Raw genomic sequence first — 21281 nt, forward strand, 5'->3', positions numbered from 1 at the left:
AAAAAGATAGGTCTCCACACCTATCTATTATATCAAATATAAGTCCTTTTGTAACTGGCAAAAAATTCTTTGGTTCTTTCTTGCTGGGGATTATTGATTAGCTGGTTTGGACTGCCCTCTTCGATGATGTGTCCCTTGTCCAAAAAGAGGACTCGATCAGCCACTTGGGCAACAAAGGACATATCATGACTGACCAAAATCATGGTTTGGCCTGAGCGAGCCGCATCAGCAATCGACTTTTGAACTTCTCCGACCAATTCTGGATCTAGGGCCGAGGTTGGCTCGTCTAAGAGCAAGACATCGGGCTTCATGGCCAGGGCCCGAGCTAGGGCCACCCGCTGCTTTTGTCCACCGGATAAATGCCTTGGATAGTGATTGGCCCGATCGGACAGCCCAACCTTTGCTAGCTCTTCTTTGGCTAACTCGGTCGCTTCTTCCTTGGACATTTTCTTTACCACGACCAGTCCTTCCTTGACATTGTCTAGGGCCGTACGGCGTTCAAATAAATTAAACTGCTGAAAGACCATGGAGAGCTTGCGCCGCAGGGTTAAGATTTGGCTCTGGGTGATAGTGGCAAAATCAACCTCAAAATCGCCCAGTTGAATCGAACCACTATCTGCCTCCTCCAAGTAGTTTAGACTGCGGAGGAAGGTTGATTTTCCTGCACCTGATGAACCGATTAGGGCCACCACTTCTCCCTGCTGAATTTCTAGGCTCAAGTCATCTAGGACTTTTTGGCCGGAAAAAGATTTACTTAAATGAGAAATTTTAATCATTAAAGACGGTCCTCCCCTGCTTGAAGTTCTTGCTTCATCTCTCTCGGTGTCTGAATAGTCATCAAATGCTCTAGCAGTCGGCCAATTAGTTCAATAATAATGTTTACAAACCAATAGACCAGGGCAACGGAGACAAAGCGCTCAAAATAACGATAATCCGCTCCGCCTAAGATTTGGGCTTGGGCAAAGACCTCAACTACTCCCGCACTAAAGGCCAAGGAAGTCCCCTTGGTCAGGCCGATCAAGGAGTTGATCAGGGTTGGTGTTGCAACAACCGCCGCATTAGGAATAATCACCCGGAGATAGACCTGACTTCTGGTCATACCTAGACTTTTAGCAGCCTCAATCTCACCTGGATCAACCGATAAAATAGCCGCCCGAATGGTTTCGCTGGCATAGGCAGCCTCATTAAAGGCAAAGGCGACCACTGCAAAGATACTGGCTGGGATGGCATTGATATTTATCCCTGTCTGATAGGCCTTGAGCATGAGAGGAATCCCATAGTAGGTCAGCATGAGCTGAACCAAAACCGGAGTTCCTCTTAAAAAGCTGACAAACACAGCCTGAATTTGGTAGAGAACAGGAATGCGATTGATTTTCACCAGGGCAAAAACCAGGGCCAAGATGAGACCAAAGGCTGCTCCACTGGCTGTCAAAAGAAGGGTGGTCGGTAGCTTTTCGACAATCTTTGGTAGACCATCAAAAACAGCCCGCCAACTAAAGAGCTTCCCTTCGGGAATCAATTTCATCAAGTTGCTATACCAATCGGCTGCCAAAAAGGCTGGTGTAAATATCATAAATAGTCCCTTTCTTGATATGATGGCTTATTCTATCACAGTTTCTGGATAAATACGAGCGATTTGCCTTTAGTCTAGTGAGGAAACAAAGTCACCACCAAAATATTGTTCACTCAATTTTTTCATGGTCCCATCTTTCTTAAGACTAGCCAAGCGCTTGTTGACGAACTGAGCAAGCTCTTGTCCCTCCTTATCCTTAGTGAACAAGAAGTATTCTAGGCCGTCTTTATTGGAACCCAGCTTGTCTTTTAAATTAGTCACTGACAGATTTAGCCCTTGGTCTTGGGCAACATACTTGGCAGAAATGGCATCGTAAAGGATAAAATCAATTTTCCCATTTTCGATATTTTGCAAACGTTGGGCCAACCCTGTCTTATCAGAGACATAATTGACCTGAATAGGGGTCTTGTCAGGATGTTCCTTGTTCCAATTTTCCAAGGCCTGGGCGTAGTTTGAACCTGGCAAGGCTTCGGCAGTTTTTCCTGATAGCTGATCAAAACTGGCTAGCTTTCTATCTTTGCTGACCAGGGCATAGTTTGACAGCGAAACAGGGTCTGAAAAGAGGTATTTTTGCGCTCTTTCTTCATTATAGTTGATATTGTTTGCCACCAGTTGGTAGCGGCCAGCATCAAGTCCTGTTAGGATAGAAGAAAAGGGAACTGTCTCAAATTGAACCTTGTATTCCTTACTATCCTTGAAAATGGCCTTTACCAAGTCAATATCGTAACCCTTAAAATCGTCCTTTTCCTTAAAAGTAAAAGGGGCCGTATCCGAGTCTGTCGCTACGGTAATTGTCTTTTGAGCATCACCTGCCTGATGATTGCCTTCTTTGGAACAGCCCGCCACAAAAAGGCTTATCAGGGCTAAGGCTGTGAGTAAGCTTTTTTTAAACGCCATATAATCACCTCGACTTTACATTTCTTTAGTTTAACATGCAAAAAAGAATTTGCCTAATACAAATTCCTTATCGCAGCTATAAAGAAAAACTATGTCTAAAAGGTTTGTTTTTTAGCCTTGCGTTCAGCTCGATTACGAGCCCGACTTTCTGCCCGCTTGGTCTTACGGCGTTTCTCATTGACCGCCCATTGAATCTTTTTTTTATAGCCTGGCTTAATCTTCTTCTTTTTCTTCTTGACCAGCCCCAGCATTTCGGTATCTAGCTTTTCTCGACTCTTTTCGCGATTGAGGCGGCGATCCCGGTCATAGGTTTCGACAAATTCGCCTTCTTTCAAGGTCTTGGGTTCAAACTTAATCCCTAACTTTTCTAACTCGCGAATATCTGAGTCATCACTAGGCTGATAAAGGGTGATGGCTGTCCCAGCCAGGCCATTTCGGCCGGTCCGACCTACCCGGTGAACAAAGAAGGACAAATCCTGAGGAATGGCGTCGTTGATGACATGACTGACCCCTTCAATATCAATTCCCCTGGCTGCCAAATCAGTCGCTACAATATACTCGAAGTCTAGATTTTTAATCTGGTTCATAATCCGCTTGCGCTCACGCGGGGCAATATCCCCATGAAGCTTAGCAACCTTGAGCCCTTGGGCTGTCAAGTAATGGTGGAGATCATCCGCCCGCGTCTTGGTATTAACAAAAATCATGGCCAGGTAGGGTTGGAGGGCCTGACTAATCTCATAAATCTGGGCATTTTTATCCCGGCCCTTGGTAGAAATCAACCAATTTTCAATAGTGTCTGAAATCACTGTCTTGGTTTTGATTTGCTCAATAAGAGGCTGGGACAGGTATTTCTTCAAAAAAGGTTGTAATTTTTGCGGAATGGTGGCTGAGAAAACCAGAAACTGCAAATCCTTAGGGAGGCTAGATGCAATCTTGTCCACCGTTGTCAAAAAGCCCATGTCCAGGGTCATATCCGCCTCGTCCACGACAAAAGTATGGGCCTTGTGGATAGCCAAATCTCCTGATTTTACCAGGTCATAAATCCGACCCGGTGTACCAACAACAATCTGGGGTTGACTATGCTGCAATTTTTCAATCTGCCGCGCCTTATCAGTCCCTCCGACAAAGTTTGAAACTTGGATGTCCTCTGGTGAAAAGCTGGCAATTTGTCGCGCAGCTTGGTAAATCTGAGTGGCTAGCTCGCGGCTGGGCGCTGTAATCACCGCTTGCACTGTCTTATTTTTTTCCTCCAAGACCTGAAAAATTGGCAACAAGAAAGTGTGGGTCTTACCAGAACCCGTTTTTGACTCACCGACCAAGTCACGTCCTGACAAGACAACAGGAATCAACTTTTCCTGCACCTCTGTTGCCTCGCTAAAGTTCAAATCGGCCAAGGCCCTTTGAATGTAGTCCTTAAAATTAAAATCTGTAAATTTCATCTCGTCCTCTATTCTTAGATAACTTTCTCTATTATAGCAGAAAAACTGACTTTCTGCTTAGGAAAAAGAGGCTAGATAGCCTCTTCATTTTTACTTTTTCTTCTTATAAAATGCTAGGAAGTAGAAAAAAGCCGGGATAAATAGGACGCCAATGACTGCTCCACTGGTGTGAGCAGGGTCATCAATTGCTTTTGTTAGCACTTGATAGAGTCTATAGGGGGCATACAGTGTACATATAACCGCAACTAGCAAGGCCCACCTTCTTTTAATCATCCAACATCCTTCCTTTCTATAAGTAGAGAATGGCTAGGGTTAGGAGGCTCATGACTAGACCCAGTCCCCAGAGGAAAAAGTCAACCTTCCATTCAGACCATTTAGGACCATTGCCAGAAAGACCACCCAGTTCTAAATGATGGTGAAAGGGGGTCATGCGGAAAATCCGGCGTCCCTCGCCATATTTTTTCTTGGTGTACTTAAAGTAAGTAACCTGGAGCATAACCGAGCTAGTCTCAAGCACATAGACCAGGCCAATCAAAAGCAGGGTCCACTCCTGGTGCAAACTAATAGAAATAGCCGCTAGCATCCCACCCAGGGCCAGACTTCCTACATCACCCATAAATACCTTGGCTGGCTTATGATTAAAGACAAAGAAGCCCAGTAAGCCCCCAATCATACTGAGGATAACGATTAAGATGTCAAAGCGCTTTTGCTCCAAGGCAATGACCCCATAGGCTGCAAGGCTGATGACAACCGAGATACTGGCCAGACCATCAATTCCGTCGGTTAGATTGACCGCATTGGAAAAACCAACCAGCCAAAAAAGAACAAAGAAGATGTAGAGATAGCCTAGATGAAGAGGGAAGCCAAAGACATTGAGCATATCTCCCGCCCCGTGCTGATCATAAAAGAGGTAGAAAATAATGCCTCCGATAAGCTGGAAGAGTAACTTCTGCTTGGGATTGAGTCCCTCATTGATCTTGCGAAAGACCTTGAGAAAATCATCTAGAAAACCGACCAGACCATAAAGGACCAAGATAAATAAAATCATCAAAAGGCTGCCTGTCAGCTGCTTGGACAGGAGGGCAAAAACAAAACTAGCCAAAACAGAGGCTGTCAGAAAGACCGTCCCTCCCATGGTTGGAGTTCCAGCCTTGGCCTGATGCTGCAAGACGTCCTCGTGCATCTGCTGGCCCGTAATCCGGGCCCGGTGGTAAAAACGAATGAAGGCAGGAATAGCAAGCAAGGTCAAAATAAAGGTGGCGCTTCCTGCTAACATAGCTATAAACATCTTAGTCTCCTAGTGTGATTGTAATTTCTTTTAGATTTTTTAAAGAGGCATTGGTCTTAATGCTTTGGTTGACAACTCTTGAGCCACTGCCCTTAAACTTGACTTCTAGGTCCTGCCACTTGGCAAAGGTCTGAACATTCTTTTTGGTCCAGCCATACATATCCGGCATCTGATCCAAATCATCGGTCAGAAGGAGGATTTGCTGGTTGGCCTTCAGATTGCGGCCCTTGGCAACCGAGCTCTTGGCAATCTTCTTACCTGTTCCTAGAATAATGGGTTGAACCAGGTTGCGCCGCAATTCATCGGCTAGACCACCTGGACTGCGGTCCTTGGTGCTAGGCATGCGGTAGCTACTTTCCTGGGTCACATGGTCTAAAACAGTTGTTTCCTTGGTCAACTCTAAGGTATCCTTCATGGCAGCCGCCTCTTCCAAGACTGGATTGACCACATCTTGCCAGTAAAGGGGCTCGAAGTGCTCTGGTTGTTGGAGGGTGACATACATGATAAAGTCTGGATCCTCTGCTGGGGTCATGGCTACCACTGAGTAGACATAGTCAAACTGACCGGTCAGATAACCTCCACCGTCCTTGGCTGGAGCAGCGATTTGGGCCGTTCCTGACTTGACGGCGACATTTTGCCCCGGTACCTGGATAATAGGCCCCTGACTCTTGGAATAGAGGGTTCCATAGTAAGGATCTGTCCCGACTGTAATCATGTAATTGCGGGTCTGCTGGGCTGCTTCCTTAGAAACAGGGCGGGCAACCACCTCTGCCTGACTCTTGCGGGCACTATTTTTCTCTGTATCATAGATGGCCGAGATAAACTTGGGCTCTAACATGGCCCCGTCATTGGCGATGGCTGAAAAACCGCGTAACATCTGAATCTGCGTCACGTCAATCCCCTGACCAAAGGCACTCATAGCATAGGTAACGATATTATCTGCTGGCAAATTGCCAGAATCTTCATTGCCCATACCAAAACGGGTCGGCAGGCCAAACTTAAACTTGCTCAAGTAGTCCAGCCACTTATCATCCCCCATCTTCTTTTCTAGGCGGGCCATACCGATATTACTAGAGTAGGCAAAACCTTGGGCATAGTTGAGGGTCTGACCTTCAGAAATCCCTAGGTTGACTCCCCAGTCCTTAATGACTGCATCAGCAATCTTTAATTCATTATTTTCATAGGTCTCCCCTGCTGGGAAGGTATTATTGTCCAGGGCTGCTGCCAGGGTCATGACCTTCATGGTAGAGCCTGGCTCAAAATTACTCTGATAAAGAAGGGTGGACCAGGTCCGTAGATTCTCTTCGTTTAGGCCTTCCTTGGTATCTGCATTATAGGTCGGCCGCTGGCTGGTCGCTAGAATCTCCCCTGTCTTAGCACTGACTAAGGTCGCGCTAGCTAATTTTCCCTTGGCCTTTTCTTGGAAGATATCCATCCGGCTTTCCAAGAAATTTTGGAGGTGGCTGGACAGGGTGGTATAGACATCCTTACCATTTTCGGTCTTGACTGATACCTGGTCAGATCCTGGAACGATATTGCCGTTCTTGTCCTTCTCATAGGTCACCAGGCCGTCCCGGCCAGCCAAAATATCATTGAGGGCTGACTCCAGGCCGGTGGAGCCGACCAGGCTCTTACTCTTGGCATCATCCTTATTTTCCTGCAATTGGGCCAGACCGATTAGCTGGGAGGCAAAGGTCTCATTTGGATAGCTCCGGCTAGGACTTGTAGTAAAGTCAATTCCCTTGATTCCTGCCGCCTGCATGGCCTCGCGAATGCTGTTCATGGTTCCATAGCTAATGCCATTTCCCTTAGGAGCAAAAGAAACCTGGGTCAATTTTTTCCTAGATAGTTGGCTCTTGACAAAGTCCTTGTCCATGTCAAGAAATTGGTGGAAGATTTCAGCCACCTGCTCGTACTGGCTCTCTTCAACGTAGAGAATCTCGCCATCTGCGGCCTTATAATTTTGGTCAATCACTGCAAAGACATCATAGGTGGTCGAGTCCTCGGCAATGGGATTGCCATTGCGGTCGTAGATGGTCCCTCGCTTGGCCTGGACAACCTTAGTCGTCTGATAGACCTTCTTGGCCTCCTTGGCCAAATCCACACCAAATTTATTTTTAGTTCCGACGATAATGGCAAAGTTAATCAAAAAGACAAAGAAAAGAAAGATCGTCAAAATACTGAGACTCTTACCCACGCGCTTGCGATTTTGACTGGGGATCTTCCTGTTCTTTAAAGCATATTTTAAAATTCTATTCGCCATGCTCTACTCCGCTGTTTTTACATTTCCGTTTTGAATGGTCATTTCCTGAGAGCTGGCGAGACTAGATAAACGCTCCTTGCGGGTCAATTCATTGACCTCTTGCTTGGCATCGTTCAACTCGGTCTGCTTGCCCTCTACCTTGGTATTAAGTTCAGCCAAGTCACGCTGGACTTGTAGCATCCGGGTCTGCATGAAAATAATGCTGACCGCAATAATGACTGCTGTTAGGACAATGGAGCCATAAAATGCTTTTTCAATGCGGCTAAAGCGACGAATCCTTACTGGTAAATCTGGTCTATTCTTATCTGAATCTCTTGCTGGCATCTTACTTCCTCACTTGTGGATTTTGCGGGCCACCCGCAACTTGGCCGAGTGGGCACGATGGTTGGCTTCAAGCTCTTTCGGACTGGGTAAAATCGGCTTGCGATTGACCAGAGCGAGCTTGGGCTCTAAATCTGCTGGAATAAAGGGCAGGCCTTTGGGAACATCGAGACTAGAAGCTGCCTTGAAGAGTTGCTTGGTCAAGCGGTCCTCCAAGGAATGAAAGGTGATTACAGAAATCCGCCCCTCCGGCGCCAAAAGCTCAATCGCTGCCTGAATGGACTCATCTGCTGCCCCCAGTTCATCATTGACCTCAATCCGAATGGCCTGAAAAATCTGCTTGGCCGGATGACCCTTTTTCTTCAGCTCCTTGGCTGGTTTGGCTGACTTGATAATCTGGGCCAGCTCGGTCGTTGTTTCAATCGGTTTTTCACTTCTAGCCTGCTCAATCTTGCGGGCAATTTGTTTGGAAAATTTATCCTCACCATACTTAAAAAAGATGGCTACTAAATCTTGATAGGGATAGGAATTAACCACCTGATAGGCTGTTAGACTGGCTTCACGATTCATCCGCATATCCAAGGGAGCATCCTGCTTATAGGAAAAGCCTCGCTCCCGCTCGTCCAGCTGGGGACTGGAAACACCTAAATCGTAGCAGATCCCATCAATCTCTGTCACACCCAGCTCAGCTAAGCGCTCTTTTAGATGACGAAAATTATCCTTGATAAAGGTCACCATGCCCTGCTCTACATAGCTAGCTAGCTTTTTTTGGGCATGTTCAATCGCTGCCTGGTCTTGGTCAAAGGCATAGAGGTGACCTTTAGGACCTAATTTACTGAGTAGGTAGGCGCTGTGGCCAGCTCCTCCCAAGGTGGCATCGACATAAATACCATCTGCCTTTACATTTAATTGATCAATGGTTTCCTTGAGCAAAACCGTTACATGATGAAATTCCTTAGTCATATCCTTATCATTATAACACAATCAGGCACAAAAAAAAATTGAAAATGATATGTCTTATATATTTGACACAATCAGACTAAAAGTCTATAATAGGGCTAATAGACAAAGTCTCTTCAAGGCCGGTAAATATCATCGGGAAAAAAAGCAAGAATTGACTAAAGATAAGCGGCTCAAAGGCTCCCGTCTTTTTAAACAGCCCCAGGAAAGGAGATAAATGAACAGGGTTACTCAGTACCGTAAGGGTCTAGGTCTCTCCCAGCTAGACCTGGCCCGCCAAATTGGCGTATCTCGCCAAACCATCAACATGATTGAAAATCACAAGTATAATCCCAGCCTAGAACTCTGCCTCAAGCTGGCCTATGCCCTAGAAACCGACTTAAACAGTCTCTTTTGGCCAGAGGAAATCTAGCTCCCCAAGAAAGGATCTAAGCGTGAACAAAGAAACCCTTATTGAAAAAATGATTAAACGCTTCTATGGCGTCAGCGGTCAACTAGACGAGTATCGCCGCAGTGAGCTTGATAAAATCGGCAACCAGCTCTTCATCTTCTTGACTTACTTCCTGCTTTTCGGCAATCTTTGTGCTCTTGTACTAGCCAGCAAATACCCCAAATTCGTGGGTCAAAACTACCCTCTCTTACTGGAGGTCGTCCTCTTAGCCTTCTTTGCCTACATTCTCTATCGAACCAAGAAAAAAGAATTGCTAGAAATCAATCCTGAGGAGATGACCGCAAAGGAGCTGAAGAAATATAAGTATGCTGCCAGTAAAGCGGCCCTCTTTTTCGGCCTGGGCTTTCATATCCTGATGAGTGGCTTTCTTGCCTGGATGCAAAAAGGAGACTTTTGGGGACAAGTCCTAGACGGACGCTTGATCCTTGCGAGCTTCCTAGGCGGCCTCTTCTTTGGTGTTTGTATCAAAATCAGCCTTAAACTACGTCAGTACAAGGGGAAGGGAGACTAAAAACAGAGGCTATCGTCAATTTTTTAGCAGAAAAATGGGGAGGGCTAGTTTAGGCTCCCTTTTTCCTGTAAAATGTGATAAAATAAGTAATTATATCTCACTAAAGGATTGGAAAAATGCTCCATTTTTTATCGAAACAATCTCCAGCCAGACGGATTATGCTGAGCTTTGCTGCCGTAATCCTCATCGGCTCACTCCTGCTCGATCTCCCCATGGTCCAGCTGGCTAGCTCCAAAGCGACCTATTTCAACCACCTTTTTACTTCGGTTTCTATGGTTTGCGTAACTGGACTCTTCACCACCTCTGTCGCCGATACCTATAACATCTGGGGCCAGCTCATCTGCATGCTCCTAATTCAGATTGGCGGGCTAGGCCTGATTAGCTTTATCGGACTCTTTTATGTCCAAAACAAGCAGAAATTGAGCTTTTCCAATCGCCAAACCCTACAGGAAAGTCTCAGTCATGATGAGACCAACTCCATGCGCGACTTTGTCCGAGCCATCTTTTTAATCACCTTTTCAATCGAGGCCTTGGGTGCCTTGATTTTAAGTTTTCGTTTTGTCCCACTCTTTGGCTGGGGCAAGGGACTCTTTACCTCCCTCTTTCTAGCGGTATCAGCCTTCTGTAATGCCGGATTTGATAATTTTGGCTCCAACAGTCTCCAGAATTTCCAGACCGACCCCTTGGTTAATTTGACCATTGCCGCTCTTATTATTATGGGGGGGCTGGGCTTCTCGGTCTGGTTTGACCTCAAGACCAATCTGACCCCTGGCAAGAAACGCTTTCGCTTACGGCTCCATACCAAGATTGTCCTTATCCTAACAGTCGTCATCCTCCTTGCAGGAACCCTCTTGACCCTCCTGACCGAGTATGGCAACCCAGCAACCATTGGCAAGCTTTCCTTGGGCGATAAGATTTTGACCAGCTTTTTCCAGTCGGTCACCATGCGGACAGCTGGCTTTGCTACCATTGATTATACCAAGGCTAGACCGGTCACCCTGCTCCTTTATATCCTGCAGATGTTTCTAGGTGGGGCACCAGGAGGAACAGCTGGGGGCTTGAAAATCACTACCTTCCTGGTCGTGATTGCCTTTGCTCGGACGGAAATCTTGGGCCTGCCCTATACCAACTTTGCCCATAGGACCATTTCACCCAAGACCATCCAAAAGGCCTTTTCGGTCCTGATTGTCTTTACCATGACCTTCTTGGTCGGCCTGACCCTCCTAAGTATGTCAGCCACAGACTCCCAACGCTTTATTCACCTGCTCTTTGAGGCCATGTCAGCCCTGGCTACCGTCGGGGTAACAGCCAACCTGACCCCCAGCCTCAATCAAATCAGTCTAAGCATCATCATGCTTCTCATGTTTATCGGGCGTATCGGTCCCTTGACCCTCCTGGTCAGCATGGCTGAGCGTAAACCCAATAAAAAAGACAGCATTAAGTTTTCAAAAGCCAATATCAATGTCGGATAGAAAGGAATTTTCATGGCTAATCGTACTATCGGCGTCCTAGGACTAGGAGTTTTCGGACGCAGCATTATCAACACCCTCAGTAAATATGATTGCGATATTATCGCTGTTGACGACCATGAGGAAGTCATCAATCACTTTGAACCCCTACTTGCTCGAGGAGTAGTCGGGGACATCACCGACCATGACCTCCTGCAAGCAGCAGGAATTGATACCTGTGATACTGTCGTAGTCGCTACCGGAGAAAATCTGGAGTCCAGTGTCCTGGCTGTTATGCACTGTAAGTCTCTAGGAGTTGAGAAGGTCATTGCCAAGGTAAAAAGCAAGATGACCCGCGAGGTCCTAACCAAAATCGGGGCTGACCGCGTCATCTCGCCCGAGCGAGAAACTGGAATTTCCCTAGCCAAGCATATCCTGCATCGGGATACGACAGATGTTATCCAACTGGACAAGAATGTTTCCATTATCGAATTTTACCCTCCCCGCCGCTGGGTGGGGCAAAGTCTGGGTCAACTCCAGCTGCGCCAGCAATACAAACTCAATATCATCGGCTTTAGAAGTCACAAGGACGGGGTCTTGGATATTCAGCTCTCGCCCGACCATGTCTTTCGTGAAGATGAGCTCTTGGTTGCAGTCACCGATAGTAAGACCTTCGACCACTTTGAAGATGTGACCAAACACCTATAATCCATAAAATTTGCCTTTTTATAGCTAGTTGGAGCCTTACTTTCCTTCATCAAGTACCCGCTAGCCAATAAGGTTAAAATAAGAAAAACGAACAAGTCAGGATTCTAATTAAGAGAATACCAAGCTTGTTCGTTTTTGATAATTACGAAGAGACTTTCCAGCCAATTCTGCTTTTAGATGTGACTGTTTTTTATGTAGGGACTAGTCTTTTAAAGGGAGGGCAAATATAACCTTAGCACCTCTATCATCATTTTCCAAAGTTAGTCTTCCTTGATGCTTTTTAGCCACCCGATTGACAAATGCTAAACCGATTCCAAAATGATTGCTCACTATTTGTCTAGAACTATCTCCTCTATAAAATAATTTTCCAAAATTTTGCAATACATCATCCGAAAATTCGGATCCATTATTCCAAATAGAAAATAGCAACATTTCATTTTTAATATCCACCTGAAACTTAATTTTGGGATTCAACTTGTTCATATATTCTAACGCATTGCTTACTATATTCATCAAAGCTCTCACTACCAATTTTGTATTGATTCTTACAAATCTATCTTGAACAGGTTGGAAATCAAAATCAAAACTGGCTTTCCCTCTAATAATAGGGACAATCTCTTGCTGTACAAGGTCCACTAGGTCATTGACTGGATAAACTTGCCATTCCTTTCTTTCATCATAAAAGGTTTTTGAATAATCAATAAGTTGACTAAAATAACTATTTAATTGTTGGCTGGCCTGCTCAATATCGGCCAAGCATTGCTTTTCTTGTTCATTTCTAGAAGTTAATTGAAGAAACTCTGCATTCCCTTGAATGACTGTGAGAGGTGTTTTTAAATCATGCGCCGCTGCTGATACCTTAAACATTAAGTCTTGTTTTTGCAGTCGCTCTTCTTCTAGCAAAGTCTTGATTCTTACCTGCATTTTTTCAATGCGCACTCTAGTTTCTATAAATTCAGTTAAAGTCAGCTCCACATCATCAGAATGACTATCTAGCCACATACTTTTCTTATGGATAACTTCCATTTCCTGTTTTACTACCTGCAATAACTCCCCAATATTTAAAGTGATAATAATTACCAATATAAAGCAAATATAGATCCAGGATGAAATATTAAAAAAAATTGAGAAAACATTAAAATTTCGGATATCTGAAGCCCTTACAGACACAGTAGACAAAGGAAAAAAATATAAAAACAAGAGGCTCAAAAAAAATTGCTTTCCTATTTTTATATAAGTTTCCCTCACTAATCGTTTGAAACTTTTGGTTCTAGCCATTTGTAACCTCCGCCCCAAATTGTTTTGATTGGAGACACCTTGTAAGGTTTAAATTTTTGACGAATCTGATAGATATATTCCGAGATTGAGCGCCACTGAGCATCAGCAGATTGGGGGTACAGTAAATCGTAGAGTTCCTCCTTTTTATAGGTCCTATGAGGATGACTTGATAAAATATAAACAATATCAAATTCTCTTTTAGTTAAAGGAATAACTTCACCATCAATTTTTACTTCCTTACTGTCCCAATCAATTGATATATTTCCCATTTCTATTATTCTATGGGTATTCCGATTTCTCTCCTCTCTACGAATATGCATTTTCACTCTCGCTAAGAGTGTCTCCATACTAAAGGGTTTAGTAATGTAATCATCTGCTCCAAGATGGATTCCCTTAATCAAATCCTCATCCATATCTTTTGCGGTAATAAGTAGTATCGGAGTTTTAATACTGGGACGAATTGCTTCACAAATATCAAATCCACTAACAGGCATCATAACATCTAATAGTATTAAGTCATAGTCTATAAAGTCACACAAATCAATAGCATCTACTTGGGAACGAATGTCAACTTGATAGTTTGCGGTTTCTAAAACATTTTTAATCAGTCTTAGGATACTTAAATCATCGTCAATAACTAAAATTTTGTAAGCCATACCTACCTCCTCTTTACATAGTATCATAAAAAAGAAAAGAAAACAGGCAAGGGCCTATTTTCTATCATCTTACCGAACGATTGGCCCAAAAATAGTAAGCTGTAATTAGCGTTACAATAGCCCAACCGCCTTGCACAAACAAGCCCCAGCTCATATCTAAGTAGTGACTTAGAGGCTTTATATAAAATAAATTCATCGCCGCTAGTATCGGAGAATATTTAAAAAAATTACTAAACTGTAATAGCATTTGTCCCAGCCCTAGTAAAAGGGAAAGACTGATACCCAAGGTCAGTACAATAGACTGACTGATGAAAGTCACACTTGCTACAATAAGAGATAAAGTAAAAATAGAAAAATAAACAGGGACTAGCAGCGAAAACAAGTCTAGCAGATAATTATTGAATTCAAACTGATAGGCATAAGTTACAGTTAGTATTGAAAAAAGAGTTAGAGTTAACAAGACCAGGATATACCATGAAAACAAAATAAAAATTTTCGTCAAGAAGATGCTTAATCTATTAGGTACTGATAATAAACTTGTTCGTAAGGTAGAGCGGGAAAATTCTTGTCCAATGTATAAAATAGAAGTGACTATAAAACCAACCTGCCCCAAATAAAAGCTTTGTAAGACTTTTGTTGCTATAATATCAAAAGTAACTTCACCATGGAATGGATTCAAAGATAGGGCTAAAATCGGGACACAAAACAAGGTGCTTAAAATAGTTAATAGAATCCATTTATTATATAAGTATTTTAGATTCTCACTTTTTATATAGGCTAACATCTTATTCACCGCCTCCTATATCATTCTTAACAAAACGAACAAAAGCAATTAAGCCAATTATTCCACACCATGATAGTAGGATGACAATTGATGCTCCCACTTGCTTGGTTAAGGCAGCGGGAGAAGAAGCAATTAAACCTTGTCCTAAGGCAACAGGTAGATACTTTGCTACAACAAAATGTGTAGCTAAGAAACTCCCGATATTGTAAACTTGAGGCAGTAAAAACAGCATGGAAACTACTGAATTTTTAAACAATAAGGCTATAAAATACGAAAGAGTCCCAAGAAATACCCAGGATAAGGTGGCATACAGTATAAAAAGCCAAACATTGGGATTAAAACTATATAAAGGCAACCCTGATTTTCCTAGAGCTATATGTGTCATGACTATCGTTACAAAAATAGACACAAACGACAGAACAACTGTAAATACAAGCCATACCAGAAGTTTGGAGATGAATAGTGTCCAACGATTTGAAACGGATAAAGCACTTGTCCTAATTGTGCCTCTTTTATATTCTTTAGAACCATGAATCGCTCCAAGAATAATCATGACAAATATCCCAAATAGGGTCACATCAAAACCAATATACTCAATAGGAGGAATAGCTTCCGCCAGTTGAGAATTTGTTTCTGGAGTAGCGCTAAGTCCTGTCTCTAAAATCTGTTTACCACCAACGAAAGCTAAAAAGGATTGGAAGAACACAAGAAATAGCAACACAATATGAGTGGCCCTTTGATAATATAGCTTTAGACATTCAGAATGTAAACTATAAAGAAATTGCATCATTTATTTTCCTCCATCAGTCAGACTAAAGAAGACTTCTTCTAAAGAAGGTAGGTCTTGCATCACTTCTTGTAAGCTACCTGTTTTCAAAATATTACCTTTATTGATAATAACAACTTCATCAGTCACCGCTTCAACCTCCGTGAGAATATGTGATGAAAGCAATATTGTTTTTCCAAGCCTTGCTTGCTCTTTTATAAAATTTCTAAACCAGCGAATTCCACTAGGATCCAAACCGTTTGTTGGTTCATCTAAGATTAGAAATTGAGGATCTCCCAACAAGGCTGTTGCGATTCCCAATCGTTGCCCTTCTCCTAGTGATAAGGTTCCAATTTTTGATTTGGATTTATGCTTAATATCAGTGATTTCAAGAACCTCACTAATTCTCGAATAGTTAATGCCATTACTAGCTGCCACTATCCTCAAATGCTGGAGTACAGTTCGATCATCAGGTGCCCCAACACCATCAAAAGAGGCACCTACTGTTAGCAAAGGAAAATGTAGTTCTGTATATTTTCCACCCCCGATCCTCGCCTCTCCTGAGCTCGCTTTATCTAACCCCAATAAGATACGAAGAGTCGAACTCTTTCCAGCTCCGTTAGGTCCTAAAAAAGCTGTCACCTCCCCAGGCTGAGCAACAAAAGATATATTATGCAATATCTCTTCTTTGCCATGTTTTTTATATAGATTAGAAATTTGAATTGTCTTATTTTCCATGATAACTCCTTATATTATTGTTTATTCAGCAAGTCCTACTTTCTCGTGCAAAACTTCTTGCACCTCGCTACTTCTAGATTGTAACAAATAATTTTCGGATAAATTTCAGGGTATCCGATAAATTAGAAACCTTAATCAAAGCCATTCATGTTTACTAAAAAGTATTTCCCAAATTATTATTCCCAAACAAAAAGGAGGGGGATTGTTGAAGGCGACGAATAAAACAAGCGAAGGTTGTATCAAAAAAACAGTCCAGTGGACTGTTGAAGATAGCTAATAAAACCAGCAAAGATTGTGGCAAAATTCATATCCTGAAAAGGCGAAGTTAAAATCCCAAAAATTACCGCGTCTTGAACTTTTTACTAGCCTATTTTATAAACTTGATATTTTTCCAAAACTCTCTCCCTTTCCAGCCAATTCTGCTTTTAGATGTGGCTGTTTTTTTCAATGAGGTCCCGATACCAATAGAAAGATTTTTTAGGAATGCGCTTGAGACTGCCCGAGCCGTCATCGGCCTTATCGACATAAATCATGCCATAGCGCTTGGACATCTCTCCAGTAGTGGCTGAAATTAAATCAATACAGCCCCAGGCAGTGTAGCCCAGAATATCTACTCCGTCTTCTTCCATAGCCTCTAACATGGCCTGGATGTGACCGGCCAGATAGTTGATTCGGTAGTCATCCTCAATCTGGCCATCTACTAGCTCATCGCGAGCTCCAAGGCCGTTTTCTACGACAAATAAGGGCTTTTGATAGCGATCATAGAGATTATTTAGGGTGATACGAAATCCCAGTGGATCGATTGGCCAGCCCCATTCACTCACTTCTAGATAAGGATTTTTAGCTGAGGCAAAGACATTGCCTCCTCCTGCTTCCCCTGCTCCGTCAGAGCGAACACAGCGGCTATTGTAGTAGGATAGAGAGATAAAGTCAACTGTATGCTCCTTTAAGACCTGCAAGTCTTCCTCCCTTATATCTAGATTGAAGCCCTGCTTTTCAAAGAACTTAAGGGCATAGTTTGGATAGGCTCCCCGTGCTTGGACATCAATAAAGAAATAATTTTCTCGATCCATTTGCAGGGCCTGCCAAACATCTTGAGGCTTGCAACTATAAGGATAGACTGAACCAGCTGCTAGCATACAGCCCAGTTGAAAGTCTGGATTGATTTGGTGGGCCAGCTGGGTCGCACGCGCAGAAGCTACCAGTTCATAGTGGGCCGCCTGATACTTGCTTTCTAGGACATTTTCCCCTTCCTCAAAACGAAGGCCAGCCCCCATAAATGGAAGGTGCATCAGCATATTGATTTCATTAAAGGTAATCCAGTATTTGACTTGGTCCTTAAAGGTTTCAAAGAGAACCTGGCAATAACGGAGGTAAAAATCAATTAGCTGACGATTTTTCCAAGAGCCATACTTGTCAATTAGATTGAGGGGCATATCAAAATGGCAGATAGTCACAATAGGCTCAATATTGTACTTGAGTAATTCCTTGATAAAGTCCTGGTAGTAGGCTAGCCCAGCTTGATTTGGCTCTTTTTCTTCCCCGGTCGGAAAAATACGCGACCAGGAAATAGAGAAACGGTAGGCCTTGAAGCCCATTTGGGCAAAGAGGGCAATATCCTCCTTGTAGTGGCCGAAGTGGTCGATTGCCTCTCTGGCTGGATAGTAGCTATCATCAGGCAAGTCACGATAGTCTAACTCTCCTAGCATGACCCTTAATCTCTCCTGACCATGAGGAAGAACATCAACAATAGCTGGCCCTCGATTGGACTCCTGCCAGCCACCCTCAGACTGATTGGCAGCTGTAGCTCCGCCCCAGAGAAAGTTTTTAGGCATTTTCTCCTCCTTTATTTTCCTTGCTTGTTTTAAATAGGAAGTCTCCGACTTGAATCTTCCTTGCTTGTGTCAACTCTAGACTAGATAAGTCTGCACTATTGGTGACGACAACAGGAGTCACCAGAGGATAGCCTGCTGCACTAATCAAATCGCGGTCAAACTCAACTAATTTTTGGCCCTTATGGACTCTCTCCTCAGCCTTGACCAGGGTCTTAAAGCCCTTGCCCTCTAATTGAACTGTATCCATTCCCACATGAATCAAGACTTCCATACCATTATCCAAGACAAGACCAAGAGCGTGGCCAGTTGGAAAGACAACGGATACTTGGCCATCAGCTGGAGCATAGACAGCTCCTTCTTCTGGTAGAATAGCCACACCTTGTCCCAAAGCACCCAAAGAAAAGGCTGCATCTTCCACTTCTGACAGGGCCAAAACCTGCCCTGCTAGGGGGCTAAAGGCTTCCGCCTCTGGTTGAATTGATTTTTGCTCTGTCTTAGTCTTAGCTTTTTCTGCTGCTCCATCTCCTACTGCTTCTTTTTCCTTATAGAAAATCAGGGTTAAGATGAGACCTAGAGCCATAGAAATCAGGATACCGACAATCGCTACGATAATATTGGTTGCATCCCCACTCGGGTCAATCATATTAGGCAGTTCAAAGACTCCCATGCCTCCCATTTGGAATTTTCTAAAGTTGAAGAAACCATAGAAGGCACCGCCAATCCCACCAGCAATACAGCTAAGGATAAAGGGAACTTTCTTGGGCAGGAGGAGACCATAGATAGCTGGCTCAGTTACCCCAAAGATAGCCGATATAAAGTTGGGAATGGACATTTCCTTAATCTTTTTATCAGGACTTTTGATAAACATTCCCAGAATAACTCCTGCTGTAGCAAAGGTACAGGCAAAGAAGGGCATCATGACATTATCGTATTTGAGGGTTTGGATATTATTGATGTAGACTGGAATAAAGCCCCAGTGCATACCAAAGATAACTAAGATTTGCCAGGTTGCACCAACTACTGCTCCTGCTAGGAGGGGACTAAAGTCGCGAATAGCTAGGGTTAATTGAGAAATCAGATTGGAGCCAAAGCTGGCGATAGGCCCTAGAACAATCAGGGCTACTGGGAGAGAAATCAAAACAGTCAACATAGGAACAAAGAAAAATTTGACCAGGTCAGGAATCCGTTTGCTAAAGAAATGTTCGCATTTTGAAGCAAACCAGACTGCTAAAATAACTGGGATAACCGTTCCTGTATAGTCAATAGAGATGACTGGAATTCCGAAGAAATCCATATAAACTGGAGAGGCAAACATGGTCCCACTTAAAATAGTATAGAGGGGCTTGCCAGCAGCTGCTAGAGTGCTAGCTTGAATAGCTGGGTAGCACATAGCTGCCCCCATCACTAGCCCAATCATAGGCTTGCTGCCAAACTTCTTGGCTGCTGTATAACCTAGAAAAAGAGGCATAAAGGTAAAGAGAGCATCGCCAGCCGCATTGATAATCAAGGAACCTCCGCTTGTGGCACTATACCAACCTAGGGTGATAAAGAGGGTATTGAGTCCCTTTAACATCCCACAGGCAGCCATAATTCCTAGAATCGGCTGGAAGATACCTGAAACGGTATCAATCATCCGGTCCAAGAGTTTTTTAGGATTTTCCGGCTGACCTTCTTCTTTTGAAGAGCCAGCTAAATTCAGGAGGGGCATGACTTCTTCAAAAACGTCTGCCACATGATTGCCGATGACGACCTGGTACTGACCGCCAGACTTCATAACCGTTACAATCCCGTCCATATCCTTGAGGACTTGGTCCTTGGCCTTGGACTCATCCTTTAAACTAAAGCGTAAGCGAGTGATACAGTGGACCAGACCGGTGACATTGTCACTTCCTCCCACATTTTTGACAATTTCTTGTGCCAAATCATGATACTGTCCCATGATTTTACCTTCCTTTTTTCAGATTTTATGACCCTAGTTTAGCATGCGCTTTCAGTCCCTACAAGGCTGAAAGAAGAAATTGGTTCAAGGTTTCAAAAGAAAGAAAAAAAGACCCCTTTTTTTGAAACAAAGGTCCTTTTTAGGCTCAGCCTCTTTTAAAAATTAAGATGAACAGGGTATCTCTGCTAGCCTAGTTTGAACTTACAAGAGGCTGGAAGCAAATAGAATCCCACTCAAAGATCTTCTGCCTGGCTTTTGAGCATGGCCAAGGAAGAGGCTAGGTGACGGTCGTATTGCTTGGCTAAGAGGAGGGCAAAAAGTAAATCGAGAACATAGTTACTAGCCGCAAAGGAAGAGATAACATCTAGACTTAAAAGTGAGTCCCGATTGGGAATCTCCACCAGCTCATGGCAGGATGGCTTGAGCCCCTGATGATGAGGACCAGCAATCCCTACTACATAGGTTGCCGTTTTATGACGCAGATAGTGGGCCATCTCCTGAACACTGGCATTTTCTCCCGTAAAGCTCAAAAAGAGGGCCACCCTACGCTGGTCTTTTCTGGCAGCCAAATAGTGGTAATTGAGGCTTTCATAGGCTACCGCTTCTCGTCCCAGAGTCGCAAATTTAAAGGCCGCGGTCTGAGCCAGATGATAGCTAATCCCCGTCCCGTAAAATTCAATTCGCTCTGCCTGATGGAGGTAATTAGCAATCCTATTCATCACTTGCTTGGATAGGCCTAATTTAGTATTGGTCAGGGCCTTGTCATAAAGACCAGGTAAAATATCCACCAAATCTTGGAAACGACTCTCTCCGGTAATCGGCTCCTGGGCTAGGAGGCGTTCAAAGTGTTGCTTTTGGTTAAGCTCGAGTAGGAGCTTTAACTTTAACTCTTGATAACCAGTCAAACCCAGCTTTTTACTCAGCCGAACAACAGTAGCCTTGCTGGTCAAGGACTTGCGGGCCAACTGACTGATGGACAGATTTTCAAGCTCTGCTGGGTGCTCTAAAAGATAGGCTGCCACCAGCTGCTCCTGAGGAGTGAGGCCTTCTTTTTCTTCTAATTGTTCTAATAGCATACGCTCTCCTTGTAAGCCTTTTCTTCTATTATACAGAAAAAGACCGAGTTTTGCACCCGGTCTTTTCAGTCCCCTCTTTTATCTTAGGAGTTGGGGTCGTCCAAGGAGCGGCCATGCAGCCCCTTTTCACGTTGGACTTGGCGGAGTTTTTCTGGGGTGACGTCGTTGCCGTCCTCATCGACCAGCTTGATTCCCTCCACATGGTGGCGAATGCTACGCCGATAGCCCTCGATATACTCCTCTCTGAGCTTGGCCTGCTCTACCTTTTCTTCTGGCGTCAGGCCTTCTGCCTTTTTCTTTTTGGCTAATTCATTGATCCGGTTGATTTTTGCTTGTTCCATCAAGGTCCT

At 43.8% G+C, this 21281-nt stretch carries 22 protein-coding genes; 4 read left to right on the forward strand and 18 right to left on the reverse strand.

Translation table 11 applies throughout. The features are described from left to right. Positions 1-32: 32 nt before the first annotated feature. From C4K46_RS05900 to rsmH, 9 genes are all read right to left on the reverse strand, one after another. A complete protein-coding gene (locus C4K46_RS05900) occupies positions 33-776 on the reverse strand; it encodes an amino acid ABC transporter ATP-binding protein (protein WP_209627968.1) in 744 nt (247 codons plus the stop codon). Then, positions 776-1573 carry an amino acid ABC transporter permease gene (locus C4K46_RS05905; protein WP_209627969.1) on the reverse strand — a complete coding sequence of 266 codons (798 nt, stop codon included), beginning with the start codon at positions 1571-1573 and terminating at the stop codon, positions 776-778. Before C4K46_RS05905 ends, C4K46_RS05900 begins: the two co-directional genes overlap by 1 nt. A 69-nt stretch (positions 1574-1642) precedes the next feature. Next, positions 1643-2470 carry a transporter substrate-binding domain-containing protein gene (locus tag C4K46_RS05910; RefSeq protein ID WP_209627970.1) on the reverse strand — a complete coding sequence of 276 codons (828 nt, stop codon included), beginning with the start codon at positions 2468-2470 and terminating at the stop codon, positions 1643-1645. Positions 2471-2565: 95 nt separating this feature from the next. Continuing rightward, positions 2566-3909, reverse strand: coding sequence for a DEAD/DEAH box helicase (locus C4K46_RS05915; RefSeq protein WP_209627971.1), 1344 nt, complete (start codon positions 3907-3909; stop codon positions 2566-2568). A gap of 90 nt (positions 3910-3999) precedes the next feature. Continuing rightward, positions 4000-4182, reverse strand: coding sequence for a hypothetical protein (locus C4K46_RS05920; protein ID WP_209627972.1), 183 nt, complete (start codon positions 4180-4182; stop codon positions 4000-4002). A 16-nt stretch (positions 4183-4198) separates the two neighbouring features. After that, positions 4199-5197: a phospho-N-acetylmuramoyl-pentapeptide-transferase gene (gene mraY / locus C4K46_RS05925; protein WP_209627973.1), complete on the reverse strand. Its 999-nt coding sequence runs from the start codon at positions 5195-5197 to the stop codon at positions 4199-4201. Between the two features lies 1 nt (position 5198). Continuing rightward, entirely contained in the window at positions 5199-7460 is a 2262-nt protein-coding gene (pbp2x, locus tag C4K46_RS05930; protein WP_209627974.1) for a penicillin-binding protein PBP2X, read from the reverse strand. 3 nt (positions 7461-7463) lie between these two features. Further along, the gene (ftsL, locus tag C4K46_RS05935; RefSeq protein WP_209627975.1) at positions 7464-7784 is read right to left on the reverse strand and encodes a cell division protein FtsL; all 321 of its coding nucleotides are present in this window, start codon (positions 7782-7784) and stop codon (positions 7464-7466) included. A 9-nt stretch (positions 7785-7793) separates the two neighbouring features. Continuing rightward, positions 7794-8744: a 16S rRNA (cytosine(1402)-N(4))-methyltransferase RsmH gene (gene rsmH / locus C4K46_RS05940; RefSeq protein WP_209627976.1), complete on the reverse strand. Its 951-nt coding sequence runs from the start codon at positions 8742-8744 to the stop codon at positions 7794-7796. 214 nt (positions 8745-8958) lie between these two features. Here rsmH and C4K46_RS05945 point away from each other — a divergent pair, with 214 nt between their 5' ends. The 4 genes from C4K46_RS05945 to C4K46_RS05960 all read left to right on the forward strand — a co-directional run bounded on the left by C4K46_RS05945 (position 8959) and on the right by C4K46_RS05960 (position 11859). Continuing rightward, entirely contained in the window at positions 8959-9153 is a 195-nt protein-coding gene (locus C4K46_RS05945; protein ID WP_209627977.1) for a helix-turn-helix transcriptional regulator, read from the forward strand. A gap of 22 nt (positions 9154-9175) precedes the next feature. Next, positions 9176-9703 (forward strand): DUF3278 domain-containing protein, encoded by a 528-nt coding sequence (locus C4K46_RS05950; RefSeq protein WP_209627978.1) that lies wholly within the window; start codon positions 9176-9178, stop codon positions 9701-9703. Positions 9704-9819: 116 nt separating this feature from the next. Further along, complete coding sequence (locus C4K46_RS05955) at positions 9820-11175, forward strand: TrkH family potassium uptake protein (RefSeq protein WP_209627979.1); 1356 nt, start codon at positions 9820-9822, stop codon at positions 11173-11175. Between the two features lie 12 nt (positions 11176-11187). Next, on the forward strand, positions 11188-11859 hold the full coding sequence (locus C4K46_RS05960; RefSeq protein ID WP_209627980.1) for a potassium channel family protein: 672 nt from the start codon (positions 11188-11190) through the stop codon (positions 11857-11859). A gap of 201 nt (positions 11860-12060) precedes the next feature. Here the strand turns inward: C4K46_RS05960 and C4K46_RS05965 are convergent, their stop codons facing one another. The 9 genes from C4K46_RS05965 to C4K46_RS06005 all read right to left on the reverse strand — a co-directional run bounded on the left by C4K46_RS05965 (position 12061) and on the right by C4K46_RS06005 (position 21272). Continuing rightward, entirely contained in the window at positions 12061-13137 is a 1077-nt protein-coding gene (locus C4K46_RS05965) for a sensor histidine kinase (protein ID WP_209627981.1), read from the reverse strand. Beyond that, positions 13107-13793, reverse strand: a complete 687-nt coding sequence (locus C4K46_RS05970; protein WP_209627982.1) for a response regulator transcription factor — start codon at positions 13791-13793, stop codon at positions 13107-13109. Before C4K46_RS05970 ends, C4K46_RS05965 begins: the two co-directional genes overlap by 31 nt. Before the next feature lie 64 nt (positions 13794-13857). Then, positions 13858-14586 carry an ABC transporter permease gene (locus C4K46_RS05975; RefSeq protein WP_209627983.1) on the reverse strand — a complete coding sequence of 243 codons (729 nt, stop codon included), beginning with the start codon at positions 14584-14586 and terminating at the stop codon, positions 13858-13860. Further along, a complete protein-coding gene (locus C4K46_RS05980; protein ID WP_245335145.1) occupies positions 14579-15367 on the reverse strand; it encodes an ABC transporter permease in 789 nt (262 codons plus the stop codon). Before C4K46_RS05980 ends, C4K46_RS05975 begins: the two co-directional genes overlap by 8 nt. Then, positions 15368-16081, reverse strand: a complete 714-nt coding sequence (locus C4K46_RS05985; RefSeq protein ID WP_209627984.1) for an ABC transporter ATP-binding protein — start codon at positions 16079-16081, stop codon at positions 15368-15370. 425 nt (positions 16082-16506) lie between these two features. Further along, positions 16507-17916, reverse strand: a complete 1410-nt coding sequence (locus C4K46_RS05990; RefSeq protein ID WP_209627985.1) for a 6-phospho-beta-glucosidase — start codon at positions 17914-17916, stop codon at positions 16507-16509. After that, positions 17909-19855, reverse strand: coding sequence for a beta-glucoside-specific PTS transporter subunit IIABC (locus tag C4K46_RS05995; protein ID WP_209627986.1), 1947 nt, complete (start codon positions 19853-19855; stop codon positions 17909-17911). The genes C4K46_RS05990 and C4K46_RS05995 overlap by 8 nt, the downstream gene beginning before the upstream one ends. 233 nt (positions 19856-20088) lie before the next feature. Continuing rightward, positions 20089-20931, reverse strand: a complete 843-nt coding sequence (locus C4K46_RS06000; RefSeq protein WP_209627987.1) for a MurR/RpiR family transcriptional regulator — start codon at positions 20929-20931, stop codon at positions 20089-20091. An 83-nt stretch (positions 20932-21014) separates the two neighbouring features. Continuing rightward, entirely contained in the window at positions 21015-21272 is a 258-nt protein-coding gene (locus tag C4K46_RS06005) for a DUF896 family protein (RefSeq protein WP_209627988.1), read from the reverse strand. Positions 21273-21281: the final 9 nt, after the last annotated feature.

This window comes from Streptococcus oricebi (assembly GCF_017883985.1).
GTDB classification, from domain to species: Bacteria; Bacillota; Bacilli; order Lactobacillales; family Streptococcaceae; genus Streptococcus; species Streptococcus oricebi.

Excerpts from the sequence above, each read along its gene's own strand:
- C4K46_RS05900 (WP_209627968.1), bottom strand. The coding sequence starts at position 776 with ATGATTAAAATTTCTCATTTAAGTAAATCTTTTTCCGGCCAAAAAGTC.
- C4K46_RS05905 (WP_209627969.1), bottom strand. The coding sequence starts at position 1,573 with ATGATATTTACACCAGCCTTTTTGGCAGCCGATTGGTATAGCAACTTG.
- C4K46_RS05910 (WP_209627970.1), bottom strand. The coding sequence starts at position 2,470 with ATGGCGTTTAAAAAAAGCTTACTCACAGCCTTAGCCCTGATAAGCCTT.
- C4K46_RS05915 (WP_209627971.1), bottom strand. The coding sequence starts at position 3,909 with ATGAAATTTACAGATTTTAATTTTAAGGACTACATTCAAAGGGCCTTG.
- C4K46_RS05920 (WP_209627972.1), bottom strand. The coding sequence starts at position 4,182 with ATGATTAAAAGAAGGTGGGCCTTGCTAGTTGCGGTTATATGTACACTG.
- mraY (WP_209627973.1), bottom strand. The coding sequence starts at position 5,197 with ATGTTTATAGCTATGTTAGCAGGAAGCGCCACCTTTATTTTGACCTTG.
- pbp2x (WP_209627974.1), bottom strand. The coding sequence starts at position 7,460 with ATGGCGAATAGAATTTTAAAATATGCTTTAAAGAACAGGAAGATCCCC.
- ftsL (WP_209627975.1), bottom strand. The coding sequence starts at position 7,784 with ATGCCAGCAAGAGATTCAGATAAGAATAGACCAGATTTACCAGTAAGG.
- rsmH (WP_209627976.1), bottom strand. The coding sequence starts at position 8,744 with ATGACTAAGGAATTTCATCATGTAACGGTTTTGCTCAAGGAAACCATT.
- C4K46_RS05945 (WP_209627977.1), top strand. The coding sequence starts at position 8,959 with ATGAACAGGGTTACTCAGTACCGTAAGGGTCTAGGTCTCTCCCAGCTA.
- C4K46_RS05955 (WP_209627979.1), top strand. The coding sequence starts at position 9,820 with ATGCTCCATTTTTTATCGAAACAATCTCCAGCCAGACGGATTATGCTG.
- C4K46_RS05960 (WP_209627980.1), top strand. The coding sequence starts at position 11,188 with ATGGCTAATCGTACTATCGGCGTCCTAGGACTAGGAGTTTTCGGACGC.
- C4K46_RS05965 (WP_209627981.1), bottom strand. The coding sequence starts at position 13,137 with ATGGCTAGAACCAAAAGTTTCAAACGATTAGTGAGGGAAACTTATATA.
- C4K46_RS05970 (WP_209627982.1), bottom strand. The coding sequence starts at position 13,793 with ATGGCTTACAAAATTTTAGTTATTGACGATGATTTAAGTATCCTAAGA.
- C4K46_RS05980 (WP_245335145.1), bottom strand. The coding sequence starts at position 15,367 with ATGATGCAATTTCTTTATAGTTTACATTCTGAATGTCTAAAGCTATAT.
- C4K46_RS05985 (WP_209627984.1), bottom strand. The coding sequence starts at position 16,081 with ATGGAAAATAAGACAATTCAAATTTCTAATCTATATAAAAAACATGGC.
- C4K46_RS05990 (WP_209627985.1), bottom strand. The coding sequence starts at position 17,916 with ATGCCTAAAAACTTTCTCTGGGGCGGAGCTACAGCTGCCAATCAGTCT.
- C4K46_RS05995 (WP_209627986.1), bottom strand. The coding sequence starts at position 19,855 with ATGGGACAGTATCATGATTTGGCACAAGAAATTGTCAAAAATGTGGGA.
- C4K46_RS06000 (WP_209627987.1), bottom strand. The coding sequence starts at position 20,931 with ATGCTATTAGAACAATTAGAAGAAAAAGAAGGCCTCACTCCTCAGGAG.
- C4K46_RS06005 (WP_209627988.1), bottom strand. The coding sequence starts at position 21,272 with ATGGAACAAGCAAAAATCAACCGGATCAATGAATTAGCCAAAAAGAAA.